18 protein-coding genes are annotated in these 21,126 nt (G+C 65.2%); 13 read left to right on the plus strand and 5 right to left on the minus strand.

Features of this window, described 5'->3' with window-relative positions:
• Positions 1-426: 426 nt before the first annotated feature.
• The gene (locus XH83_RS01955) at positions 427-801 is read left to right on the plus strand and encodes a DUF2794 domain-containing protein (RefSeq protein ID WP_194405428.1); all 375 of its coding nucleotides are present in this window, start codon (positions 427-429) and stop codon (positions 799-801) included.
• 108 nt (positions 802-909) lie between these two features.
• Here XH83_RS01955 and XH83_RS01960 read toward each other — a convergent pair whose 3' ends face one another.
• From XH83_RS01960 to XH83_RS01975, 4 genes are all read right to left on the minus strand, one after another.
• Complete coding sequence (locus tag XH83_RS01960; protein WP_194405429.1) at positions 910-1,440, minus strand: GNAT family N-acetyltransferase; 531 nt, start codon at positions 1,438-1,440, stop codon at positions 910-912.
• A gap of 316 nt (positions 1,441-1,756) precedes the next feature.
• Entirely contained in the window at positions 1,757-2,548 is a 792-nt protein-coding gene (locus XH83_RS01965) for a Bax inhibitor-1/YccA family protein (protein ID WP_194405430.1), read from the minus strand.
• A 281-nt stretch (positions 2,549-2,829) separates the two neighbouring features.
• Entirely contained in the window at positions 2,830-5,400 is a 2,571-nt protein-coding gene (locus XH83_RS01970) for an ABC transporter permease (RefSeq protein ID WP_194405431.1), read from the minus strand.
• On the minus strand, positions 5,397-6,119 hold the full coding sequence (locus tag XH83_RS01975) for an ABC transporter ATP-binding protein (protein ID WP_194405432.1): 723 nt from the start codon (positions 6,117-6,119) through the stop codon (positions 5,397-5,399). Before XH83_RS01975 ends, XH83_RS01970 begins: the two co-directional genes overlap by 4 nt.
• A gap of 55 nt (positions 6,120-6,174) precedes the next feature.
• Here XH83_RS01975 and XH83_RS01980 point away from each other — a divergent pair, with 55 nt between their 5' ends.
• From XH83_RS01980 to XH83_RS02035, 12 genes are all read left to right on the plus strand, one after another.
• Positions 6,175-6,810 (plus strand): arylesterase, encoded by a 636-nt coding sequence (locus XH83_RS01980; protein ID WP_194408132.1) that lies wholly within the window; start codon positions 6,175-6,177, stop codon positions 6,808-6,810.
• A 172-nt stretch (positions 6,811-6,982) separates the two neighbouring features.
• Complete coding sequence (thpR, locus tag XH83_RS01985) at positions 6,983-7,519, plus strand: RNA 2',3'-cyclic phosphodiesterase (RefSeq protein ID WP_194405433.1); 537 nt, start codon at positions 6,983-6,985, stop codon at positions 7,517-7,519.
• 111 nt (positions 7,520-7,630) lie between these two features.
• Entirely contained in the window at positions 7,631-8,815 is a 1,185-nt protein-coding gene (gene zapE, locus XH83_RS01990) for a cell division protein ZapE (protein ID WP_194405434.1), read from the plus strand.
• Between the two features lie 251 nt (positions 8,816-9,066).
• Entirely contained in the window at positions 9,067-10,035 is a 969-nt protein-coding gene (gene mdh / locus XH83_RS01995) for a malate dehydrogenase (protein WP_008145224.1), read from the plus strand.
• A gap of 205 nt (positions 10,036-10,240) precedes the next feature.
• Positions 10,241-11,437 carry an ADP-forming succinate--CoA ligase subunit beta gene (sucC, locus tag XH83_RS02000; RefSeq protein WP_194405435.1) on the plus strand — a complete coding sequence of 399 codons (1,197 nt, stop codon included), beginning with the start codon at positions 10,241-10,243 and terminating at the stop codon, positions 11,435-11,437.
• Positions 11,438-11,441: 4 nt separating this feature from the next.
• The gene (locus XH83_RS02005) at positions 11,442-11,921 is read left to right on the plus strand and encodes a DUF1579 family protein (protein WP_194405436.1); all 480 of its coding nucleotides are present in this window, start codon (positions 11,442-11,444) and stop codon (positions 11,919-11,921) included.
• A gap of 36 nt (positions 11,922-11,957) precedes the next feature.
• Positions 11,958-12,842, plus strand: coding sequence for a succinate--CoA ligase subunit alpha (gene sucD, locus XH83_RS02010; RefSeq protein WP_194405437.1), 885 nt, complete (start codon positions 11,958-11,960; stop codon positions 12,840-12,842).
• A 137-nt stretch (positions 12,843-12,979) separates the two neighbouring features.
• Positions 12,980-15,952 (plus strand): 2-oxoglutarate dehydrogenase E1 component, encoded by a 2,973-nt coding sequence (locus XH83_RS02015; protein ID WP_194405438.1) that lies wholly within the window; start codon positions 12,980-12,982, stop codon positions 15,950-15,952.
• Positions 15,953-16,114: 162 nt separating this feature from the next.
• A complete protein-coding gene (gene odhB, locus XH83_RS02020) occupies positions 16,115-17,350 on the plus strand; it encodes a 2-oxoglutarate dehydrogenase complex dihydrolipoyllysine-residue succinyltransferase (RefSeq protein ID WP_194405439.1) in 1,236 nt (411 codons plus the stop codon).
• Positions 17,351-17,402: 52 nt separating this feature from the next.
• The gene (locus XH83_RS02025) at positions 17,403-18,164 is read left to right on the plus strand and encodes an SDR family oxidoreductase (protein ID WP_194405440.1); all 762 of its coding nucleotides are present in this window, start codon (positions 17,403-17,405) and stop codon (positions 18,162-18,164) included.
• A gap of 57 nt (positions 18,165-18,221) precedes the next feature.
• Positions 18,222-19,622 (plus strand): dihydrolipoyl dehydrogenase, encoded by a 1,401-nt coding sequence (lpdA, locus tag XH83_RS02030; protein WP_194405441.1) that lies wholly within the window; start codon positions 18,222-18,224, stop codon positions 19,620-19,622.
• 33 nt (positions 19,623-19,655) lie between these two features.
• Positions 19,656-20,186: a hypothetical protein gene (locus tag XH83_RS02035; protein WP_194405442.1), complete on the plus strand. Its 531-nt coding sequence runs from the start codon at positions 19,656-19,658 to the stop codon at positions 20,184-20,186.
• Positions 20,187-20,350: 164 nt separating this feature from the next.
• Here the strand turns inward: XH83_RS02035 and XH83_RS02040 are convergent, their stop codons facing one another.
• Positions 20,351-20,938, minus strand: coding sequence for a DUF4337 domain-containing protein (locus XH83_RS02040; RefSeq protein ID WP_194405443.1), 588 nt, complete (start codon positions 20,936-20,938; stop codon positions 20,351-20,353).
• Positions 20,939-21,126 lie beyond the last annotated feature (188 nt).

Below are 21,126 nucleotides of genomic sequence, written 5' to 3' on the forward strand. Positions count from 1 at the left end.
CGGAATGGCAGCGCGCCAGCAACATCCCGACACAAACAAAAAAGGACCAACTTGCGTTGGCCCTCCTTGTCGTGCGTACAGACCCGATCCTGTTCGACCCCGGGGGGCTGGGGGCTGAGGAATCCGGAACCGAAAGGACCGGGTCAACGCACATGAATCTTTTCGCAGTGCAGGGCGGCAGTCGCTAGGCGGAAAAGCGGCGAGACTATGATTCCTTCTAACGATCCCGTGACGGTTCGCCGCGACAAAGTTCCACCTTTGCGTGTGCCCGGCATCGCACCTGATTCGATCGGTTGAATGGGGGGGGGCGAGTTCCATCAAGAGCCTTGCGGCGAGAGACGGATGGCGCAATCATACCATTGTCATGATCCGGTTCCGGGGACGGTTCGCGGACGGGGTTCAAGTCGTGCGATGAGGAGGCTCTCCATGAGTCTGATGTCGGAGGATGCCGATCCGAGCGAGCAGCGCGCGGCGGCGCGCCCCGCCGCTGCGAATGCGCAACAACTGAGCCGGGTGACGTTCAACCGGCTCGAGCTGCACCGCATTCTCAATCTCTACGGCCGCATGGTCGCCGACGGCGAGTGGCGCGATTACGCCATCGACTTCCTGAAGGACCGCGCGGTGTTCTCGGTCTATCGCCGCGCCTCGGAAGTGCCGATCTATCGCATCGAGAAGGATCCGCGGCTGGCGCGCAAGCAGGGCATGTACAGCGTGATCTCGGCGACGGGCCTGATCCTGCGCCGCGGCCACGAGCTCGAGCGCGTGCTGCTGGTGATCGACCGGAAACTGGCAGTGGTGTAGCCACTGACCCCGTCGCCCGAAGGGAGCGAAGCGTAATCCGGGGCCGTTGTACCAGCGGATGGACCTGTCCCGGATTTCGCTTCGCTCCATCCGGGCTGCAAGAGCTTCCTACTGCCCCGGCACCGTGCTCGCGCCCTCGCCGAGGTCGCGCTGCATCATCACCGTGTCCAGCCAGCGGCCGAATTTCAGCCCGACATTGCGATGCGTGCCGATCATCTTGAAGCCGCCCTTGGTGTGCACGCCGATCGAGCCGGCATTGGCGGAATCGCCGATCACCGCGATCATCTGGCGAAAGCCGCGCGCCTCGCATTCGGCGACCAGCCGCTCCAGCAGCGCTGAGCCGACGCCGCGGCGATGGAAGGCGGGATCGAGATAGATCGAGTTCTCGACCGTGAAGCGATAGGCCGGCCGCGGCCGGTAGGCGCCGGCATAGGCATAGCCGGCAACGCGGCCGTCGAGCATGGCGACGAAATAGGGATAGCCGCCGTCGACAAGCGCGCGATAGCGGCGCGTCATCTCCGAGAGGTCGGGCGGCTCCAGCTCGAACGTGGCGGTGCCCTCGCGGACGGCCTGCTGGTAGATGGCGGTGATGGCGGGAAGGTCGGCCTCGGTTGTGGGCCGGATGTCTGCTGCGGTCATGGGGCGAAGATTAAAGCGTTCCCGGGACGGCTGGAAGGGGCGAACGGCCTTTCCACGTCGTCATTGCGAGCGAAGCGAAGCAATCCAGAAATGCATCTGCGGAGGGACTCTGGATTGCTTCGCGGAGTTCGTAATGAAGGGAAAGGCATCACTTGTAGCCCGGATGGAGCGCAGCGAAATCCGGGACAGGTGTATCGGCTGATGCCACGTTCCCGGATTGCGCTGCGCTTCATCCGGGCTACGGGAACGGTGCTCCCGGCCAAACAAAAACCCCGGCCTTTCGGCCGGGGTTCGTGTCGTTCGCTCTGTCAGTCGCTTAGTCGCGCTGGCCGAGCAGCTGCAGCAGCAGCGTGAACAGGTTGATGAAGTTCAGGTACAGCGACAGCGCGCCGGTGATGGCCGCACGCTCTGCGATGTCACCGCCGGCCGAAGCATAGCCGTAGATGTAGTCGTTCTTCAGCCGCTGGGTGTCCCAGGCGGTGAGGCCCGCGAACACCAGGACACCGACCACCGACACGATGAACTGCAGCATCGAGCTCGCCAGGAACAGGTTCACCAGGCTCGCGATGATGATGCCGATCAGGCCCATGAACAGGAACGAGCCCATGCCGGTCAGGTCACGCTTGGTGGTGTAGCCGTAGAGGCTCAGCGCACCGAAGGTCGCCGCGGTGATGAAGAACACCCGCACGATCGAGGTGTGGGTGAACACCAAGAAGATCGACGACAGCGAGACGCCCATCAGCGCCGCGAACACCCAGAACAGGATCTGGGCCGTCGAGGGCGCGAGACGGTTGATGCCCGCCGAGATCACGAACACCATGGCCAGCGGCGCGAGCATGAACAGCCATTTCAGCGGGCTGACGAACATCGCGTAGCCGAACGGCGTCAGGAACAGCTTGCCGACGCGGACGGATTCCGCCGTCGGAACGTCGGTCACGGCAGCCATGTAGACGCCGAGCGCGGCCAGGCCGGTGATGGCGAGGCCGATGCTCATGTAGTTGTAGATGCGCAGCATGTAGGCGCGCAGGCCGGCATCGACCGTCGCGGCGTCAACACGCCCGGCGGCCCTGCCGAAAGGAGAAGCGTAGTTACGGTCTAGGTCCGACATGGTCGAATTCCCGTTGGTTGGTCCGGTCCGGCACTGGGGTCGCCGTGCCGCCGGTTCGTCAAACTCTATCTCGGATACCGATGCCAACCGACTAAATTTTGGCTAACAATCGGGGCTCCGAACCCACTCGATATGTGGGAAACTAACACATTCGCTGCAACCTTCCACGCGCGGCTGAATGTCGCCCTTGGCGGCAATCCTGACGCGAACCTGACGAGCAGTCGTGGTTAATCGCGGGAATCGTGCGATTCCGCATCCGTGCGGCCAGCCGCTACCATTTGTCACAAATTCCGCAACACCGTTGCGGGCTTTTTGTTCAATGCCAGCAGCGTGCCTGCGAGCCCGAGCCCGACCGTGACGACGAGCGCGGCCGCGACGACTCCGGCCGCGCTGCCGGCCTGCCAGACGAAGCTCAGCGTCATCAGCCGCGTCACGATCATCCAGGCAGCCAAGCTGCCGGAGATCACGCCGAACAATGCGGTGGCGAGCCCGATCAAGAGATATTCGAGCGCATAGGCGCCCAGCAGCCGCAGCCGCGTCGCGCCCAGCGTCTTCAGGATCACGGCATCGTAGACCCGGTGGCGATGGCCGGCGGCGAGCGCCCCGCCCAGCACCAGGATCGCCGAGATCAGGGTCACCGCGCTGGCGCCGCGAATCGCCAGCGCCAGATTGGTCACCACCGCGCCGACCGTCTGCATCACCTCGCGCACGCGCACGCTGGTCACCATCGGATAGGCGTCGGCCACCTGCTTGATGATCTTGCCGTCGCCTGCCGCATTTCCGCCCGGTTCCGTCAGCGTCGCGATATGGGTGTGCGGCGCGCCCTTGAAGGCGTTCGGCGAGAACACGAGGACGAAATTGATGCCGAGTCCCTGCCAGTCGATGCTGCGCAGATTGCCGATTTTGGCCGGGATGTCGCGGCCGAGCACGTTGACCACGATCTCGTCGCCCAGCTTGAGGCCGAGGCCGTCGGCGATCTTCTTCTCCATCGACACCAGCGTCGGGCCGGAATAGTCGGCGCTCCACCATTCGCCCTCGACCACCTTGGAGCCTTTCGGCAGCTCGCCGGTGTAGGTCAGGCCGCGGTCGCTCTGCAGCACCCATTCGGAATCGGTGGACGGCTTGAGCTCCTCGGCGCGCAGCCCGCGCGCGGCGACGATGCGTCCGCGCAGCATCGGCACGTCCTCGACCGTCGCGCCGGGCGCGATCTTGCGCAAGTAAAGGTCGAACTGCTCGGCCTGCGCGCTCGGGATGTCGATGAAGAAGAAGGATGGCGCCTGGTCGGGGAGGGCCGCGAGGAACTGCCGCCGCAGATTGCCGTCGATCTGGGTGATGGTGACGAGCACGGCGAGCCCGAGTCCCAGCGACAGCACGACCGAGGGCGTCAGGGCGCCCGCCCGGTGGATGTTGGCGATCGCAAGCCGCAGCATCGGCAGCCGCGTCCGCGGCAGCCGCCGCGCGATGGCCATCAGCAGCGCGGCGATGCCGCGCAGCAGGGCGAACACGACGACCGAGGAGGCCACGAACACCGCGGCGATGCGCTTGTCGAAGGAGAGCCCGATGACAACCGCGATCAGCAGCGCGATCACCACGCCCATGAACACGAGATAGCCCGCGCGTGGCCGGTGCCATTCCGAGCTGATGGTGTCGCGGAACAGCGCGGCTACCGGCACGTCGTGGACGCGTCCGAGCGGCCAGAGGCCGAAGGCCAGCGCCGTCAGGAGGCCGTAGATGAAGGACAGCGCGAGCTCGTCGGCATGCACGGCCGGCACCACCGGCAGCGGTAGCAGCTTGCCGAACAGGCCGACGATGGCGAACGGCATCGCCGCGCCGAGCGCAAGGCCGATCACCGAGCCGATCGCGGCGAGCAGGAGGACCTGTGCGAGATAGATGCCGAACACGTCGCGACCGGTGGCGCCCACGGCCTTGAGGGCCGCGATCACTTCGAGCCGGCGGTCGATATGGCTCTTCACGGCATTGGCGACGCCGACGCCGCCGACCAGCAGCGCGGCAAGTCCGACCAGCGTCAGGAACTGCGTGAAGCGATTGATGTTGCGCTCGAGCTGCGGCGAGGCGTTGGAGCGGCTGCGGATCTCCCAGCCGGCTTGCGGCGCGGCGCTGCGCGCATCCGCGATGAAGGTTTCGGTGGCGCGCTCGTTGTTGGCGACGTCGGGCAGCTTCACCCGGTAGACCCAGCGCACCAGGCTGCCGGGCTGGATCAGGCCGGTGGCGCGCAAGGCCTCCTGGCTGATCAGGAAGCGCGGGCCGAAGCCGATGCCGCCGGCGAGCTTGTCGGGCTCGGCTTCGACGGTGGAGCGGATCTGGAAGGTCGCCGAGCCGATGGTGACGCGGTCGCCGTTCCTCAGCGACAGCCGCGCCAGCAGCGTCGGATCGGCGGCCGCACCGAACGCGCCGTCGCGCTCCGCGAGCACGTCCGACATCGGCAATTGCGGTTTCAGCGTCAGCTGGCCCAGCATCGGATAGGTGTCGTCGACCGCCTTCATCTCGACCAGTGCGAGCTGGCCGTCGGCCGCGCGCGCCATGCCGCGCAAGGTGGCGGCGGTCGACACGGCGCCGCGCGAGCGCAGGAAGGCAACCTCGTCGGGTTTCGCTTCGCGCTGGAACAGCACGAAGGAGACGTCGCCGCCGAGCAGCGTGCGGCCCTCGCGGGCGAGGCCGTCGGACAGGCTCGCCGACACCGAGCCAACGCCGGCGATCGCCATCACGCCGAGCGCGATGCAGGCGATGAAGACGTAGAAGCCGCGCAGGCCGCCGCGTAATTCGCGCAGCGCATAACGCAGCGAGAGCGCGACGCCGCCCGGCTTCGCGAAGGGTTCGGCAGCCACGCTCATGCCGGCGCCGACTGCGTGTCGATGCGGCCCGAGCGCAGCCGGATCACGCGGTCGCAGCGATGCGCGAGCGAGGAATCGTGCGTCACCAGCACCAGGGTCATGCCGCGCTCGGCGTGCTTGCTGAACAGCAGATCGACGATCTGTTTTCCGGTGGCCTCGTCGAGATTGCCGGTCGGCTCGTCGGCGACGAGGATCGCGGGATCGGGCGCCAGCGCGCGGGCCAGCGCCACGCGCTGCTGCTCGCCGCCGGAGAGCTGTGTCGGATAATGATGCAGGCGGTCGCCGAGCCCGACCGATTGCAGCTCCTGCGCCGCGCGCTTGGCCGCGTCGGGATTGCCGGCAAGCTCGAGCGGCACCGCGACGTTCTCGAGCGCGGTCATGGTCGGGATCAAATGAAAGGACTGGAAGACGATGCCGACCTGGCGTCCGCGGAAGCGGGCCAGCGCGTCCTCGTCGAGGGCATTGAAAGGCGTGCCATTCACCACCACCTCTCCGCTATCAGGACGCTCCAGCCCCGCCATCACCATCAGCAGCGTGGATTTGCCCGAGCCTGACGGGCCGATCAGGCCGATCGTCTCGCTACGGCCGACTCGCAAGCTGATATCCTTGAGAATGTGAACGCGTGCCGCGCCCGTGCCCAATGAGAGATTGACGTTGGAGATGGCGATGGTGTCCGCCGTAGTGACGGCGAGCGAAGAGGGATCGATGCGAGTGTCCATGGTCCGGTCATATGGCAACTCCGATAGCGCGGTCGAGAGGCGTTACGGATTGTTCATGCACATAGCCGTGTTGATGCTCGCCTTCATGACAATAGCGAACCCGGCTTGGGCGGACGCGACAAAACCGGTCAAGCTGGTCGTCCTCGGCGATTCCCTGAGCGCCGGTCTCGGCCTTCCGGCCCAGGAGGCATTCCCCCAGAAACTTCAAAAAGCCTTGCAGGCCAAAGGCATAGCAGTCGACATGACCAATGCCGGGGTGTCCGGCGACACCACCTCGGGGGGGCGCGACCGGCTCGACTGGTCGGTGCCGGACGGAACCGAGGGCGTCATCGTCGAGCTCGGCGCCAACGATGCACTTCGCGGCATCGATCCCGATTTGACGCGCGCCGCGCTCGCCGACATCATCCAGCGGCTCAAGACGCGCAAGATTCCGGTCATGCTCTGCGGCATGCTGGCGCCGCCGAACTACGGCGCCGATTATGCCGCGCGCTTCAATTCGATTTATCCGGATCTGGCGAAAAAATTCGACGTGCCGCTCTATCCTTTCTTCCTTGAAGGAGTTGCGGCCGACGCCAAGCTCAACCAGGCCGACGGCATTCATCCGACCGCTCAAGGCGTCGACGTCATCGTGGGCAACATCATGCCCACCGTCGAGGCATTCCTTGGCACGATCGCTGAGCAACGACGTTGAAAAGCATGCAGCGCCTCCTTCATACCCAGGGTTTTCCCGGGGTCAGGCGTGCGATGCTTCGCAGAGTCACACAACTGCGATAGGAATCAGGGTACCGGTGATTCGTCGCCGGCTCTAATTTGGATATGATCCTGCTCGAAGGATCGTACCCAAGCATCGGGAGTGCGAAACGATGCCGCGTTTGTTCACAGGTCTGGAAATTCCGGCCGAGATCGGCCAGTCGCTTTCCAACTTGAGGGGTGGCCTTCCCGGCGCCCGCTGGATCGATCCCGAAAATTACCACGTCACATTACGCTTCATCGGCGACATCGACGGCGTCTCCGCCAACGAGATCGCCTCGATGCTGTTTCGCGTCGATCGCAAACCGTTCGAAGTGAAGGTGCAGGGCCTCACCAGCTTCGGCGGCCGCAAGCCGCGCGCCGTCGTTGCGACCATCGCGCCGAGCAAGCCGCTGATGGAGTTGCAGGCCGAGCTCGAACGCATGATGCAGCGGATCGGTCTCAACCCGGAGGGCCGCAAGTTCATCCCGCACGTCACGCTCGCCCGGCTGCACGACGCCACCGACCGCGACGTCGCCGACTATCTCTCGCTGCGCGGCTATTTCCCCAGCAAGGCGTTCATGGCGGAGCGTTTTGTGCTGTTCTCCTCGCGCGCCTCGACCGGCGGCGGACCGTATGTGGTCGAGGACGCCTACGAGCTGTGTGAGTAGGTCCGCTCTGGTGTCCCGGACGCTGCGCAGCGCGTCCGGGACACGGAACGCATAGCGCCTCGCACCAATTCACGGCTTGCAATTTCCGCCGGTCTCTGGCGGGTAAGGGCCATGCTCTCGACCCCCAGTTCCCCATTCAGCGAAGCCTATCAGGCCCAGATCGCGTCAGGCGCTATCGAGCCGGATGCCGCGCAGGCCGAGGTCGCCGAGGCCTATGCGGCGCTCGACCAGCGGCTCGCAAGCTACAAGCCCGCGCGCAAGCAGGGGCTGCTCAGCCGCCTGTTCAGCAGCGACAAGGACGAGGCGCCGCGCGGGCTCTACATCCATGGCGAGGTCGGCCGCGGCAAGACCATGCTGATGGACCTGTTCTTCCAGCACGCGACCGTCGAGCACAAGCGGCGCGCGCACTTCCACGAATTCATGGCCGACGTGCATGAGCGCATCTACGATTATCGCCAGAGCATCGCGCGCGGCGAGATCGCCGACGGCGACGTCATCGCGCTGACCGCGAATGCGATCTTCGAGGAGAGCTGGCTGCTCTGCTTCGACGAATTCCACGTCACCGACATCGCGGACGCGATGATCCTCGGACGCCTGTTCGCAAAATTGTTCGAGCTCGGCACCGTCGTGGTCGCGACCTCCAACGTCGCGCCTGACGATCTCTACAAGGGCGGCCTGAACCGCTCGCTGTTCCTGCCCTTCATCAAGCAGATCACCGACCACATGGACGTCGCGCGGCTCGATGCGCGCACCGATTTCCGGCTGGAGAAACTTCAGGGCGTGCCGATGTGGCTGACGCCGGCGGATAGTGATGCGGATGCAGCCCTCGACCGCGCCTGGAAGCGGATGTCGGGCGGCGCCACCTGCCGCTCGCGCGACATCTCGATCAAGGGCCGCATCCTGCACGTGCCGTGCTCGGCCCATGGCGTGGCGCGGTTCTCGTTCGCCGATCTCTGCGAGAAGCCGCTGGGGGCATCCGACTACCTCAGGCTGGCGCACGACTATCACACCATCCTGGTCGACCATATTCCAGTGATGGATATCTCCCAGCGCAATGCCGCCAAGCGCTTCATCACGCTGATCGACGCGCTCTATGACAATGCGGTGAAGCTGATGGCCTCGGCCGACGCCAACCCGATCTCGCTCTACCTCGCCAACGAGGGCGTCGAGGCCATGGAGTTCAAGCGCACCGCCTCGCGCCTGATCGAGATGAGCTCGGAATCCTATCTGGCGCTGGCTCACGGCCGCAAGGATTCCACCGCCAGCGGCTCCACCAAGGGCCTGGTGGAGACTTAAGTCCTATTTGCCAGCGCTGTCATTCCGGGACGTCGCGAAGCGAGGGGCCCGGAATCCATTGCTCGGCGCGCTCTGCCGACCGATGGATTCCGGGCTCGCGACTTTCGTCGCGCCCCGGAATGACAGGGCTGCGTGCCCGCGGCCGCGCCAAGCCCGACAATTGGGCATTGGGCGACTTGAACGGGGGAGGCGAAAGGGATAACCACCCGTCTCAGTTTTCCCCTCCTTACGTGTCTAAAGGACAGGCTCACATGGCGCGCGACAAGATTGCTTTGATTGGCTCCGGTCAGATCGGCGGAACGCTGGCTCACCTCATCGGCTTGAAGGAGCTGGGCGACGTCGTGATGTTCGACATCGCCGAGGGCGTGCCGCAGGGCAAGGCGCTCGACATCGCGCAGTCCTCGCCAGTCGACGGCTTTGACGCGCATTACACCGGCGCCAACTCCTACGAAGCGCTCGACAATGCCAAGGTCTGCATCGTCACCGCCGGCGTGCCGCGCAAGCCCGGCATGAGCCGCGATGATCTGCTCTCCATCAACCTCAAGGTCATGGAGCAGGTCGGCGCCGGCATCAAGAAGTATGCGCCCGACGCGTTCGTCATCTGCATCACCAACCCGCTCGATGCGATGGTATGGGCGCTGCAGAAGGCTTCCGGCCTGCCGCACAAGAAGGTCGTCGGCATGGCCGGCGTGCTGGATTCGGCCCGCTTCCGCTACTTCCTCGCCGACGAGTTCAACGTCTCGGTCGAGGACGTCACCGCCTTCGTGCTCGGCGGCCATGGCGACACCATGGTGCCGCTGGTGAAGTATTCCACCGTTGCCGGCATCCCGCTGCCCGACCTCGTCAAGATGGGCTGGACCTCGCAGGCGCGCCTTGACGAGATCGTCGACCGCACCCGCAACGGCGGCGCCGAGATCGTCAATTTGCTCAAGACCGGCTCGGCCTTCTACGCGCCCGCCGCCTCCGCGATCGCGATGGCCGAGAGCTATCTGCGTGACAAGAAGCGCGTGCTGCCCTCGGCTGCGTATCTCAACGGCGAATACGGCGTGAAGGACATGTATGTCGGCGTGCCCGTCGTGATCGGCTCCAAGGGCGTCGAGCGCGTCGTCGAGATCGAGCTCGCCGGCAAGGACCGCGAGGCCTTCGACAAGTCGGTCGGTGCCGTGCAGGGCCTGGTCGACGCCTGCAAGAAGATCGCCCCCGATCTTCTCGGCCGCTAAGCGCTAGCAATTCCCGCCGAAGCCCGAAAACCGGTCTTCGGCGGTTTCATTTCCGGGGCCCGGTTGTCGGGACAGGCTTCGGGTCGGCAGTCCAGAGATCGATGTCAAAGAATCCGGGTTGCAGTTCCTGTGGTATATGGTATGCCAGCCACAAGACTGAGGTGGGCCCTAGAGGTCACCGCCCGCGGGTTCAGGGAGCGACCATATGAATATCCATGAATATCAGGCCAAAGCGTTGCTGGGTGAGTTCGGCGTGCCGATCTCCAAGGGCGTGCCGGTCCTCAAGGCCGCCGACGCCGAAGCCGCCGCCAAGGCGCTGCCGGGTCCGGTCTATGTGGTGAAGAGCCAGATCCATGCCGGCGGCCGCGGCAAGGGCAAGTTCAAGGAAGCCTCGGCCGGAGACAAGGGCGGCGTTCGCATCGCCAAGTCGGCCGCAGAGGTCTCCGAATTCGCCAAGCAGATGTTGGGCGCGACGCTGGTGACGATCCAGACCGGCCCCGCCGGCAAGCAGGTCAACCGCCTCTACATCGAGGACGGCTCGGACATCGACAAGGAATTCTATCTCTCGCTCCTGGTCGACCGCGAGACCTCGCGCGTGTCGTTCGTCGTCTCGACCGAGGGCGGCGTCAACATCGAGGACGTCGCGCACAACAATCCCGAGAAGATCGTGACCTTCTCCGTCGATCCCGCCACCGGCATCATGGGCCATCACGGCCGCACGGTTGCCAATGCGCTCAAGCTGTCCGGTGATCTCGCCAAGCAGGCCGAGAAGCTCACCGCGCAGCTGTTCACCGCCTTCGTCGCCAAGGACATGGCGATGCTGGAGATCAACCCGCTGGTCGTGACCAAGCAGGGCCAGCTCCGCGTGCTCGACGCCAAGGTGTCGTTCGACGACAACGCGCTGTTCCGTCACCCCGAGGTGCTCGCGCTGCGCGACGAGACCGAGGAAGACGCCAAGGAGATCGAGGCGTCCAAATACGACCTCAACTACGTCACGCTCGACGGCAACATCGGCTGCATGGTCAACGGCGCCGGTCTGGCCATGGCGACGATGGACATCATCAAGCTCTACGGCATGTCGCCGGCCAACTTCCTCGACGTCGGCGGCAGCGCCAGCAAGGAGAAGGTCGCAGCGGCGTTCAAGATCATCACCGCCGATCCCAACGTGAGGGGCATCCTGGTCAACATCTTCGGCGGCATCATGAAGTGCGACGTGATCGCCGAGGGCGTCACGGCCGCGGTGCGTGAAGTCGGCCTCAGCGTTCCCCTGGTGGTCCGCCTCGAAGGCACCAATGTCGAGCTCGGCAAGAAGATCATCCGTGAATCCGGACTGAACGTGGTGCCCGCCGACAATCTCGACGACGCCGCGCAGAAGATCGTGAAGGCCGTCAAGGGAGGCTAAGGCCATGGCCCAGGACCATCTCGCCGCATCATCTCCGCTTCCCGAGCATGCGCGCCTCGCCGCGTTCGCCGGCGAATGGGATGGCGAAGAGGTGGTCTTCCCGTCGCGCTGGACGGCGGGCGGGCCGGCGACATCGCGCACCGTCGCGCGCATGGACCTCAATGGGTTCTATCTGATCCAGGACAGTGTCCAGATGCGCGACGGCAAGCAGCTCTTCGCCACGCACGGCCTCTTCACCTACGACCGCGACGACCGGACCTACAAGCTGTTCTGGTACGACTCGCTCGGCTACACGCCGCCCTCGCCCGCGTCCGGCGGGTGGGTCGGCCAGACCCTGACGCTGGTGCGCGGCTCGCTCCGCGGCAATGCGCGCCACGTCTACGAAATCATCAATGAGAATTCCTACTCGTTGAAGATCCAGTTCTCGCCGGATGCGGAAGGCTGGGCCGACGTGCTCACCGGCGTCTACCGCCGCATCCACTGACCCTCTCACTCCGTTAGTTTCGCGAAAGCAGACCTCATGTCCATCCTGATCGACAAGAACACCAAGGTCATCTGCCAGGGCTTCACCGGCAAGAACGGCACCTTCCACTCGGAGGCCGCGATTGCCTATGGGACCAAGATGGTCGGCGGCACCTCGCCCGGCAAAGGCGGCTCGACGCATCTGGGCCTGCCGGTGTTCGACACCGTGCGCGATGCGCGTGAGAAGACCGGCGCCGACGCGTCGGTGATCTACGTGCCGCCGCCGGGCGCGGCGGACGCGATCTGCGAAGCCATCGACGCCGAGATCCCGCTGATCGTCTGCATCACCGAAGGCATTCCCGTCATCGACATGGTGCGGGTCAAGCGCTCGCTGGTCGGCTCCAAGTCGCGCCTGATCGGGCCGAACTGCCCGGGTGTCATGACCGCCGGCGAGTGCAAGATCGGCATCATGCCCGCCAACATCTTCAAGACCGGCTCGGTCGGCATCGTCTCCCGTTCGGGCACGCTGACCTATGAAGCCGTGTTCCAGACCTCCCAGGAAGGCCTCGGCCAGACCACCGCGGTCGGCATCGGCGGCGACCCGGTCAAGGGAACCGAGTTCATCGATGTCCTCGAAATGCTCCTGGCCGACCCCAAGACCGAATCGATCATCATGATCGGCGAGATCGGCGGTTCCGCCGAGGAGGACGCCGCCCAGTTCCTCAAGGACGAGGCCAAGCGCGGCCGCAAGAAGCCGATGGTCGGCTTCATCGCCGGCGTCACGGCCCCTCCCGGCCGCCGCATGGGCCATGCCGGCGCGATCATTTCGGGCGGCAAGGGCGACGCCGGTTCCAAGACCGAAGCGATGAAATCGGCAGGGATTACAGTGTCCCCGTCGCCCGCACGCCTCGGCCACACGCTTGCCGAAAAGTTGAAAGGCTAATTCACTTCTTCGTACTTTTCCGGGCGAAGTTTCGCAGCAAATAGGGTAAAGGGTGCCTGTCGCGCCGAGCCTCTGCCGGGGAGCTCGGTGCCAGCGCCGTTTGTTATGCGCGAACCGAAATCGCCAGGAACTCAAGTATGTCTCGCCAGGACGCGAACGCAGCCTTTGCCCTGTCATCCTTTTTGCAGGGCACCAACGCCACCTACATCGACGAAATCTACGCCCGCTACCAGAAGGACCCCTCCTCGGTCGACGCCGAGTGGCAGGAGTTCTTCAAGAGCCTGAATGACGCGCCTGCTGACATCAGCAAGAACGCGGAAGGCCCGTCCTGGGAGCGCGACAACTGGCCGCTCACCCCGCAGGATGACCTGACCTCCGCGCTCGACGGCAATTGGGCGGAAGTCGAGAAGGCTGTTGGTGCCAAGATCGCCGCCAAGGCGCAGGCCAAGGGCGGTGACAAGGGCGGCGCCGGCCTCTCCTCAGGCGACCTGCTCCAGGCGACGCGCGACTCGGTCCGCGCCCTGATGCTGATCCGCTCCTACCGCATGCGCGGCCACTTCCACGCCAAGCTCGATCCGCTCGGCATCGAAGCCCAGCGCAACCGCGAAGAGCTCGACCCGCGCACCTACGGCTTCAGTGAAGCCGATTTCGACCGCAAGATCTTCCTCGATCACGTGCTCGGTCTCGAATACGGCACGCTGCGCGAGATCACCGCGATCTGCGAGCGCACCTACTGCCAGACGCTCGGCGTCGAGTTCATGCACATCAGCAACGCCGCGCAGAAGGCCTGGATCCAGGAGCGCATCGAGGGACCCGACAAGGAGATCTCGTTCACCCGCGAAGGCCGCCGGGCGATCCTGATGAAGCTGGTCGAAGCCGAAGGTTTCGAAAAATTCTGCGACACCAAGTTTACCGGCACCAAGCGCTTCGGCCTCGACGGCGGCGAAGCGCTGATCCCCGCGCTCGAGCAGATCATCAAGCGCGGCGGCAATCTCGGCGTGAAGGAGATCGTGCTGGGCATGCCGCATCGCGGCCGCCTCAACGTGCTGACGCAGGTGATGGGCAAGGCCCACCGCGCCCTGTTCCACGAATTCAAGGGCGGCTCGGCCAACCCCGACGCGGTCGAAGGCTCGGGCGACGTGAAGTATCACCTCGGCGCCTCCTCGGACCGCGAGTTCGACGGCAACCGCATCCATCTGTCGCTGACGGCCAACCCCTCGCATCTCGAGATCGTCGATCCCGTCGTGCTCGGCAAGGTGCGCGCGAAGCAGGACCAGCACGGCGATCCGCCCGACATGCGCATCTCGGTGATGCCGCTCTTGATGCACGGCGACGCCGCGTTCGCCGGCCAGGGCGTGGTTGCCGAGTGCTTCGGCCTGTCGGACCTGAAGGGCTACCGCACCGGCGGCTCCGTGCACTTCATCGTCAACAACCAGATCGGCTTCACCACCTATCCGCGCTATTCGCGCTCCTCGCCTTATCCGTCGGATGTGGCGAAGATGATCGACGCGCCGATCTTCCATGTGAACGGCGATGATCCCGAAGCCGTGGTGTTCGCGGCCAAGGTCGCGACCGAATTCCGGCAGAAGTTTCACAAGCCGGTCGTCATCGACATGTGGTGCTATCGCCGCTACGGCCACAACGAGGGCGACGAGCCGGCCTTCACCCAGCCGGTGATGTACAAGCGGATCGCGGCCCATCCCTCGACGCTGACGCTCTACTCCAAGCGCCTGATCGCCGAAGGCGTGGTCACCGAGGGCGAGGTCGACAAGCTCAAGGCCGACTGGCGCGCCCGGCTCGATGCCGAGTTCGAGGCCGGCACCTCCTACAAGCCGAACAAGGCCGACTGGCTCGACGGCAAGTGGTCCGGATTCAAGATCGCCGACCAGGAAGAGGACGCCCGTCGCGGCGTCACCGGTGTCGACCTGCCCGTTCTCAAGGACATCGGCCGCAAGATCACCAAGGTGCCGGACGGTTTTCGCGTCCACCGTACCATCCAGCGCTTCCTCGACAATCGCGCCAAGGCGATCGATACCGGTGCCGGCATCGACTGGGCGACCGGCGAAGCGCTGGCGTTCTGCACGCTGCTGCAGGAAAACCACCATGTCCGTCTGTCCGGGCAGGATTCCGAGCGCGGCACCTTCTCGCAGCGCCATTCGGTCCTGATCGATCAGGAGACCGAGAACCGCTACACGCCGTTCAACCATCTCGGCAACGAGCAGGGCCATTACGAGGTCATCAACTCGCTGCTGTCGGAAGAGGCCGTGCTCGGCTTCGAATACGGCTATTCGCTCGCCGAGCCGAACACGCTGACGCTGTGGGAAGCGCAGTTCGGCGACTTCGCCAACGGTGCGCAGGTCGTGTTCGACCAGTTCATCTCCTCGGGCGAACGCAAATGGCTGCGCATGTCCGGCCTCGTCTGCCTCTTGCCGCACGGCTATGAGGGCCAGGGACCGGAGCACTCCTCGGCGCGCCTCGAGCGTTTCCTGCAGATGTGCGCGGAAGACAACATGCAGGTGGTCTACCCGACCACGCCGGCGAACTACTTCCATGCACTGCGCCGCCAGCTGCATCGCGAGATCCGCAAGCCGCTGATCATGATGACGCCGAAGTCGTTGCTGCGTCACAAGCGGGCGGTGTCGCGCCTCGAAGAGCTGGCGAAGGGAACGACCTTCCACCGCATCCTCTATGATGACGCCCAGATGCTGCCGAACGAGGCCATCAAGCTCGTTCCGGACGAGAAGGTCCGCCGCATCGTGCTGTGCTCGGGCAAGGTCTATTACGACCTCTACGAGGAGCGCGAGAAGCGCGGCATCGACGACATCTATCTGATGCGCGTCGAGCAGCTCTATCCGGTGCCGCTGAAGGCGCTGGTGGCCGAACTGTCGCGTTTCAAGAAGGCCGAAGTGGTGTGGTGCCAGGAAGAGCCCCGCAACATGGGTGCCTGGCACTTCATCGAGCCCTATCTGGAATGGGTGCTGAACCAGGTGAACGGCGCGAGCCGGCGTCCGCGTTATGTCGGCCGCGCCGCTTCCGCCGCGACCGCGACGGGTCTGATGTCCAAGCATCAGGCTCAGCTGAAGGCGTTCCTGGACGAAGCACTGAGCTGAACTTTTTGAACTGCGTCATGCCCCGCCTCGTGCGCAACGCGCTCGAGGCGGGGCACCCGGTACGCCGTGACTGCAACGTCGCGGCTTGCTGGTTGGCTTGCTTTTCGCGGGCCATTGACGACCGACCTATGACCGCATTGGCGATCCCTTAAGGAAAAGACCATGACTGAAATTCGTGTGCCGACGCTCGGCGAATCCGTCACCGAGGCCACCATCGGCCGCTGGTTCAAGAAGGCCGGCGATCCCGTCGCTGTCGACGAGCCCTTGGTGGAGCTCGAGACCGACAAGGTCACCATCGAAGTCCCCGCGCCCTCCGCCGGCACGCTGAGCGAGATCATCGCCGCTGATGGCGCGACCGTTGCGGTCGGCGCGCTGCTCGGCCAGATCACCGATGGTGCCGGTGCTGCGAAGCCTGCTGCCGCGCCCGCCAAGCCTGCCGCGGCTGCGGCCCCCGCCGCTGCTGCACCGGCTCCGGCCGCGAAGGCCGCGCCGGCCGATGCGCCGCTCGCTCCGTCAGTGCGCAAGCTCTCGGCCGAGAGCGGTGTCGACGCTTCCACCGTTCCGGGCTCCGGCAAGGACGGCCGCGTCACCAAGGGCGACATGCTGGCTGCGATCGAGCGCGCCGCCTCCGCGCCGACGCCGGTCAACCAGCCCGCTGCCGCCGTGCAGGTTCGTGCGCCGTCGCCGGCCGACGACGCCGCCCGCGAAGAGCGCGTCAAGATGACCCGGCTGCGCCAGACCATCGCGCGCCGCCTCAAGGACGTGCAGAACACCGCGGCCATGCTCACGACCTTCAACGAGGTCGACATGACCAACGTGATGGCGCTGCGCGCGCACTACAAGGATGCGTTCGAGAAGAAGCATGGCTCCAAGCTCGGCTTCATGGGCTTCTTCACCAAGGCCGTCGTGCAGGCGCTGAAGGACATCCCGGCCGTCAACGCCGAGATCGACGGCACCGATTTGATCTACAAGAACTACTACCACATCGGCGTCGCCGTCGGCACCGACAAGGGCCTCGTCGTGCCCGTGGTGCGCGACTGCGACCACAAGTCGATCGCCGACATGGAGAAGGGCATCGCCGATTTCGGCCGCCGCGCCCGTGACGGCCAGCTCAAGATCGACGAGATGCAGGGCGGCACCTTCACCATCACCAATGGCGGCATCTACGGCTCGCTGATGTCGACCCCGATCCTGAACGCGCCGCAGTCCGGCATCCTCGGCATGCACAAGATCCAGGAGCGTCCGATGGTCGTCGGCGGCAAGATCGAGGTCCGCCCGATGATGTATCTGGCGCTGTCCTACGATCACCGCGTCATCGACGGCAAGGAAGCCGTCACCTTCCTGGTGCGCGTCAAGGAGAGCCTGGAAGATCCGGCGCGCCTGGTGCTCGATCTCTGATTCCTGATGCTCTGCGAGCGCCGTCGCTACTTGCGACGGCGCGTGTCGAACCATGGAGGCGCGCGTGACCGATAAAGTCGTTGTCATCACCGGCGGCAGCCGCGGCATTGGGCGGGCGACTGCGCTTGCGGCGGCCGCGCGCGGCTATCGCGTCGTGGTCGGGTACGCCAGCAACAAGAAGGCCGCCGACGAGGTGGTCGCTACGATCGAGGCCAGCAACGGCAAGGCCGTTGCGGTGAAATGCGATGTCGCCGAGGAGCGCGACATCATCGACCTCTTCAAGGAGGCCGACAAGTTCGGCACGCTCGGGGCGCTCGTCAACAATGGCGGCATCGTCGGCACCAGCGGCGTGCGGGTCGACGAGATGTCGGCCGAGCGCATCCAGCGCGTGCTGGCGGTCAACGTCACCGGCTCGATCCTCTGCGCGCGCGAAGCCGTCAAGCGGATGTCGACCAGGCATGGCGGCCAGGGCGGCGTCATCGTCAATTTGTCGTCGGTCGCCGCCAAGCTCGGCGCGCCCAACACCTATGTCGATTATGCCGCGTCCAAGGGCGCGATCGATTCCTTCACCACCGGTCTCGGCTATGAGGTCGCCGGCGAGGGCATTCGTGTCGCGGGCATTCGCCCCGGCCTGATCGACACCGAAATCCACGCCTCCGGCGGCGAGCCCGACCGGCACCATCGCCTGGCCCATATGGTGCCGATGAAGCGCGTCGGCACCGCCGACGAGATCGCCAACGCCATCATCTGGCTGATGTCGGACGAGGCCTCCTACATCACCGCAGCCACTCTCGATGTGTCCGGCGGACGCTGAGGCGCCGCGCGGACGCTGACGCATCCTCATCACGTTAAACTCACGGGACTTTCTCTCATGGCTACCTACGATCTCGTCGTCATCGGCACCGGACCTGGCGGTTATGTCTGTGCGGTGCGCGCCAGCCAGCTCGGCATGAAAGTCGCCGTGGTCGAAAAGAACGCCACCCTCGGCGGCACCTGCCTCAATGTCGGCTGCATGCCGTCGAAGGCGCTGCTGCACGCGTCGGAAATGTTCGAGGAAGCCGGCCACTCCTTCGCCAAGATGGGCGTCAGCGTTTCCGCGCCGAAGCTCGATCTGCCCGCGATGATGAACTTCAAGCAGCAGGGCATCGACGGCAACGTCAAGGGCGTCGAGTTCCTGATGAAGAAGAACAAGATCGACGTGCTCAAGGGCACCGGCAAGATCTTGGGCACCGGCAAGGTCGAAGTCTCCGCCGACGGCAAGTCGCAGGTGGTCGAGACCAAGAACATCGTGATCGCCACCGGCTCGGACATCGCGCGCCTCAAGGGCATCGAGATCGACGAGAAGCGCATCGTGTCCTCGACCGGCGCGCTGTCGCTGGACAAGGTCCCCGGCAAGCTCCTGATCGTCGGCGCCGGCGTGATCGGCCTCGAGCTCGGCTCGGTGTGGCACCGTCTCGGCGCCGAAGTCGTCGTCGTCGAATTCTTGGACCGCATCCTGCCCGGCATGGACGGCGAGATCGCCAAGCAATTCCAGCGCATCCTCGAGAAGCAGGGCTTTGCGTTCAAGCTCGGCGCCAAGGTCACCGGCGTCGACACCTCCGGCAAGTCGCTGAAGGCGACGATCGAGCCGGCCGCCGGCGGCGCGGCCGAGACGCTGGACGCCGATGTCGTGCTCGTCTGCATCGGCCGCGTGCCCTACACCGAGGCGCTCGGCCTGAAGGAAGCCGGCGTCGCGCTCGACGCGCGCGGCCGCGTGCAGATCGATCCGCATTTCGCCACCAGCCTGAAGGGCGTCTATGCCATCGGCGACGTCGTCGCTGGGCCCATGCTGGCGCACAAGGCCGAGGATGAAGGCGTTGCGGTCGCCGAGATCATCGCCGGCCAGGCCGGCCACGTGAATTACGATGTGATTCCGGGCGTCGTGTATACCACGCCGGAAGTGTCCTCCGTCGGCAAGACCGAGGAGGAGCTGAAGCAGGCGGGCACCGCCTATACCGTCGGAAAGTTTCCGTTCACCGCCAACGGCCGCTCCAAGGTGAATCAGACCACTGACGGCTTCGTGAAGATTCTCGCAGATGCGAAGACCGATCGTGTGCTCGGCGTGCACATTATCGGCCGCGAGGCCGGCGAAATGATCCACGAGGCGGCCGTTCTCATGGAGTTTGGCGGCAGCGCGGAAGATCTCGCGCGCACCTGTCACGCCCATCCGACCCGGTCGGAGGCCATCAAGGAAGCCGCGCTTGCAGTCGGCAAGCGGGCCATCCATATGTAGCAAGCGCCCAGCGCCGAATCGGGCGGGAAACACATGTTGCGCCGCCTTCTTCAACCGGTCTGGGTCCTGCTTGCGATCATCTTCCTGATCGAAGCCTGGCTGTGGGACCATCTCGAGCCGATCGTCGCGCGCGTTGTCGCGGCGATTCCGCTGGCGCGCTTCAAGCAGTGGCTGACGGAGCGCGTCGACGCGTTGTCGCCGGCGGCGACGCTGATCATCTTCGCCGTGCCGATCATCCCCTTGTTCCCGCTCAAGCTGATCGGCCTGTGGCTGCTCACCCACGAATATTGGATGACCGGCGTATCCACGTTCCTGTTCGCAAAACTGCTCGGCGTCGGCGTCACCGCCTTCGTGTTCGACGTCACGCGCGACAAGCTGTTGGAGATGCACTGGTTCGAGCGGATCTACGATCTCGTGCTGAAGATCCGCGCCAAGGCCGCCGAGCTGGTCGATCCCATCAAGCAGCGCATCCGCGAGCTGATCGCCGGCAACGGCGAAGGCTGGTCCGCCCGTACGCTGCGTCTGATCCAGCGCTTCAGGAAGAGCGTTCACCAGGCGCGGTAGTTGCCAGCCACACGCTCGGCTGTCATCGCCCGGCTTGACCGGGCGATCCAGTATCCCAGAGACGTCAATGATTGAACCGAGAAGCCGCGGCGTACTGGATGCCCCGGTCAAGCCGGGGCATGACACTGTCTGTGTGGCGTCAAACGGCGCGCCACACGCACCGACTAATGCAGATGCAGCAGATGCGGCCACCACAGGCCGAGCGCGGTCATGAAGAGGCCGGCGATCGTCAGGATGCCGCTGACATAGGCCAGCGCGAACATGCCGGTGATGATGGTGGCCGAGGCCAGCACGATGCCGATCTGGAAGGCGGCCGAGGCCAGCTCGAAATGGTGGTATTTCGCGGTCGCCTCGTCGCGGTCGTGCTCGGCATGCTTGGCCTTCTCGGCGAGCTGCTCGGTGCCTTCGCCGGTCTCGGGCTCGGAGCGGTAGCGCTGCGCCGTCTTGGTCCAGTCCTCGACCTGCTTCTGCACGGCGGGCTTCTGCGCCTCGTCCGCGGTGGCGAGCGTGAGCTTGCCCTGTTCGGCCGCGGTCACCACCACGGTGCGGCGGATGCTCTTGGCCTGGAAGAACGCCCAGAGGTTGGCCGCCTCGACATTCTTGCTGATCGATTCGGTCTGGGCGCCCTTGCCGAGCGTCTCCGAGACCGCCAGGAACAGCGCCAGCACCGCGATCAGGAGCGCGATCTTCTTGTTGGAGCCGGACGCGTGTTCGGCGTGCTCGGCATGCTCCATGCTTTCGTGTGCGCTCATGATTCCCCTCCGCTTCGGTTCCGCAACGATTGACCGAACCGTGCGGCCTGCGCAAGAGGCACGCGCGTTGTGACGTCGGTGTGTCAGCAGCTCTCGTGTCCCGGACGCAGCGCAGCGTGCAACGCTGCGCTGCTGAGCCGAGACCCAGAAGCTACAGGCGATCACGCGGTGGGATAGGCCCCGGCTCT

Origin of the sequence: Bradyrhizobium sp. CCBAU 53351 (genome assembly GCF_015291745.1) — a bacterium.
In the GTDB taxonomy this organism is placed as follows: Bacteria; Pseudomonadota; Alphaproteobacteria; order Rhizobiales; family Xanthobacteraceae; genus Bradyrhizobium.

Excerpts from the sequence above, each read along its gene's own strand:
- lpdA (WP_194405441.1), top strand. The coding sequence starts at position 18,222 with ATGGCTACCTACGATCTCGTCGTCATCGGCACCGGACCTGGCGGTTAT.
- XH83_RS01955 (WP_194405428.1), top strand. The coding sequence starts at position 427 with ATGAGTCTGATGTCGGAGGATGCCGATCCGAGCGAGCAGCGCGCGGCG.
- XH83_RS01980 (WP_194408132.1), top strand. The coding sequence starts at position 6,175 with ATGCACATAGCCGTGTTGATGCTCGCCTTCATGACAATAGCGAACCCG.
- odhB (WP_194405439.1), top strand. The coding sequence starts at position 16,115 with ATGACTGAAATTCGTGTGCCGACGCTCGGCGAATCCGTCACCGAGGCC.
- XH83_RS01965 (WP_194405430.1), bottom strand. The coding sequence starts at position 2,548 with ATGTCGGACCTAGACCGTAACTACGCTTCTCCTTTCGGCAGGGCCGCC.
- XH83_RS01960 (WP_194405429.1), bottom strand. The coding sequence starts at position 1,440 with ATGACCGCAGCAGACATCCGGCCCACAACCGAGGCCGACCTTCCCGCC.
- sucC (WP_194405435.1), top strand. The coding sequence starts at position 10,241 with ATGAATATCCATGAATATCAGGCCAAAGCGTTGCTGGGTGAGTTCGGC.
- XH83_RS01970 (WP_194405431.1), bottom strand. The coding sequence starts at position 5,400 with ATGAGCGTGGCTGCCGAACCCTTCGCGAAGCCGGGCGGCGTCGCGCTC.
- mdh (WP_008145224.1), top strand. The coding sequence starts at position 9,067 with ATGGCGCGCGACAAGATTGCTTTGATTGGCTCCGGTCAGATCGGCGGA.
- thpR (WP_194405433.1), top strand. The coding sequence starts at position 6,983 with ATGCCGCGTTTGTTCACAGGTCTGGAAATTCCGGCCGAGATCGGCCAG.
- XH83_RS02035 (WP_194405442.1), top strand. The coding sequence starts at position 19,656 with ATGTTGCGCCGCCTTCTTCAACCGGTCTGGGTCCTGCTTGCGATCATC.
- XH83_RS02025 (WP_194405440.1), top strand. The coding sequence starts at position 17,403 with ATGGAGGCGCGCGTGACCGATAAAGTCGTTGTCATCACCGGCGGCAGC.
- XH83_RS02040 (WP_194405443.1), bottom strand. The coding sequence starts at position 20,938 with ATGAGCGCACACGAAAGCATGGAGCATGCCGAGCACGCCGAACACGCG.
- XH83_RS02015 (WP_194405438.1), top strand. The coding sequence starts at position 12,980 with ATGTCTCGCCAGGACGCGAACGCAGCCTTTGCCCTGTCATCCTTTTTG.
- XH83_RS01975 (WP_194405432.1), bottom strand. The coding sequence starts at position 6,119 with ATGGACACTCGCATCGATCCCTCTTCGCTCGCCGTCACTACGGCGGAC.
- XH83_RS02005 (WP_194405436.1), top strand. The coding sequence starts at position 11,442 with ATGGCCCAGGACCATCTCGCCGCATCATCTCCGCTTCCCGAGCATGCG.
- sucD (WP_194405437.1), top strand. The coding sequence starts at position 11,958 with ATGTCCATCCTGATCGACAAGAACACCAAGGTCATCTGCCAGGGCTTC.
- zapE (WP_194405434.1), top strand. The coding sequence starts at position 7,631 with ATGCTCTCGACCCCCAGTTCCCCATTCAGCGAAGCCTATCAGGCCCAG.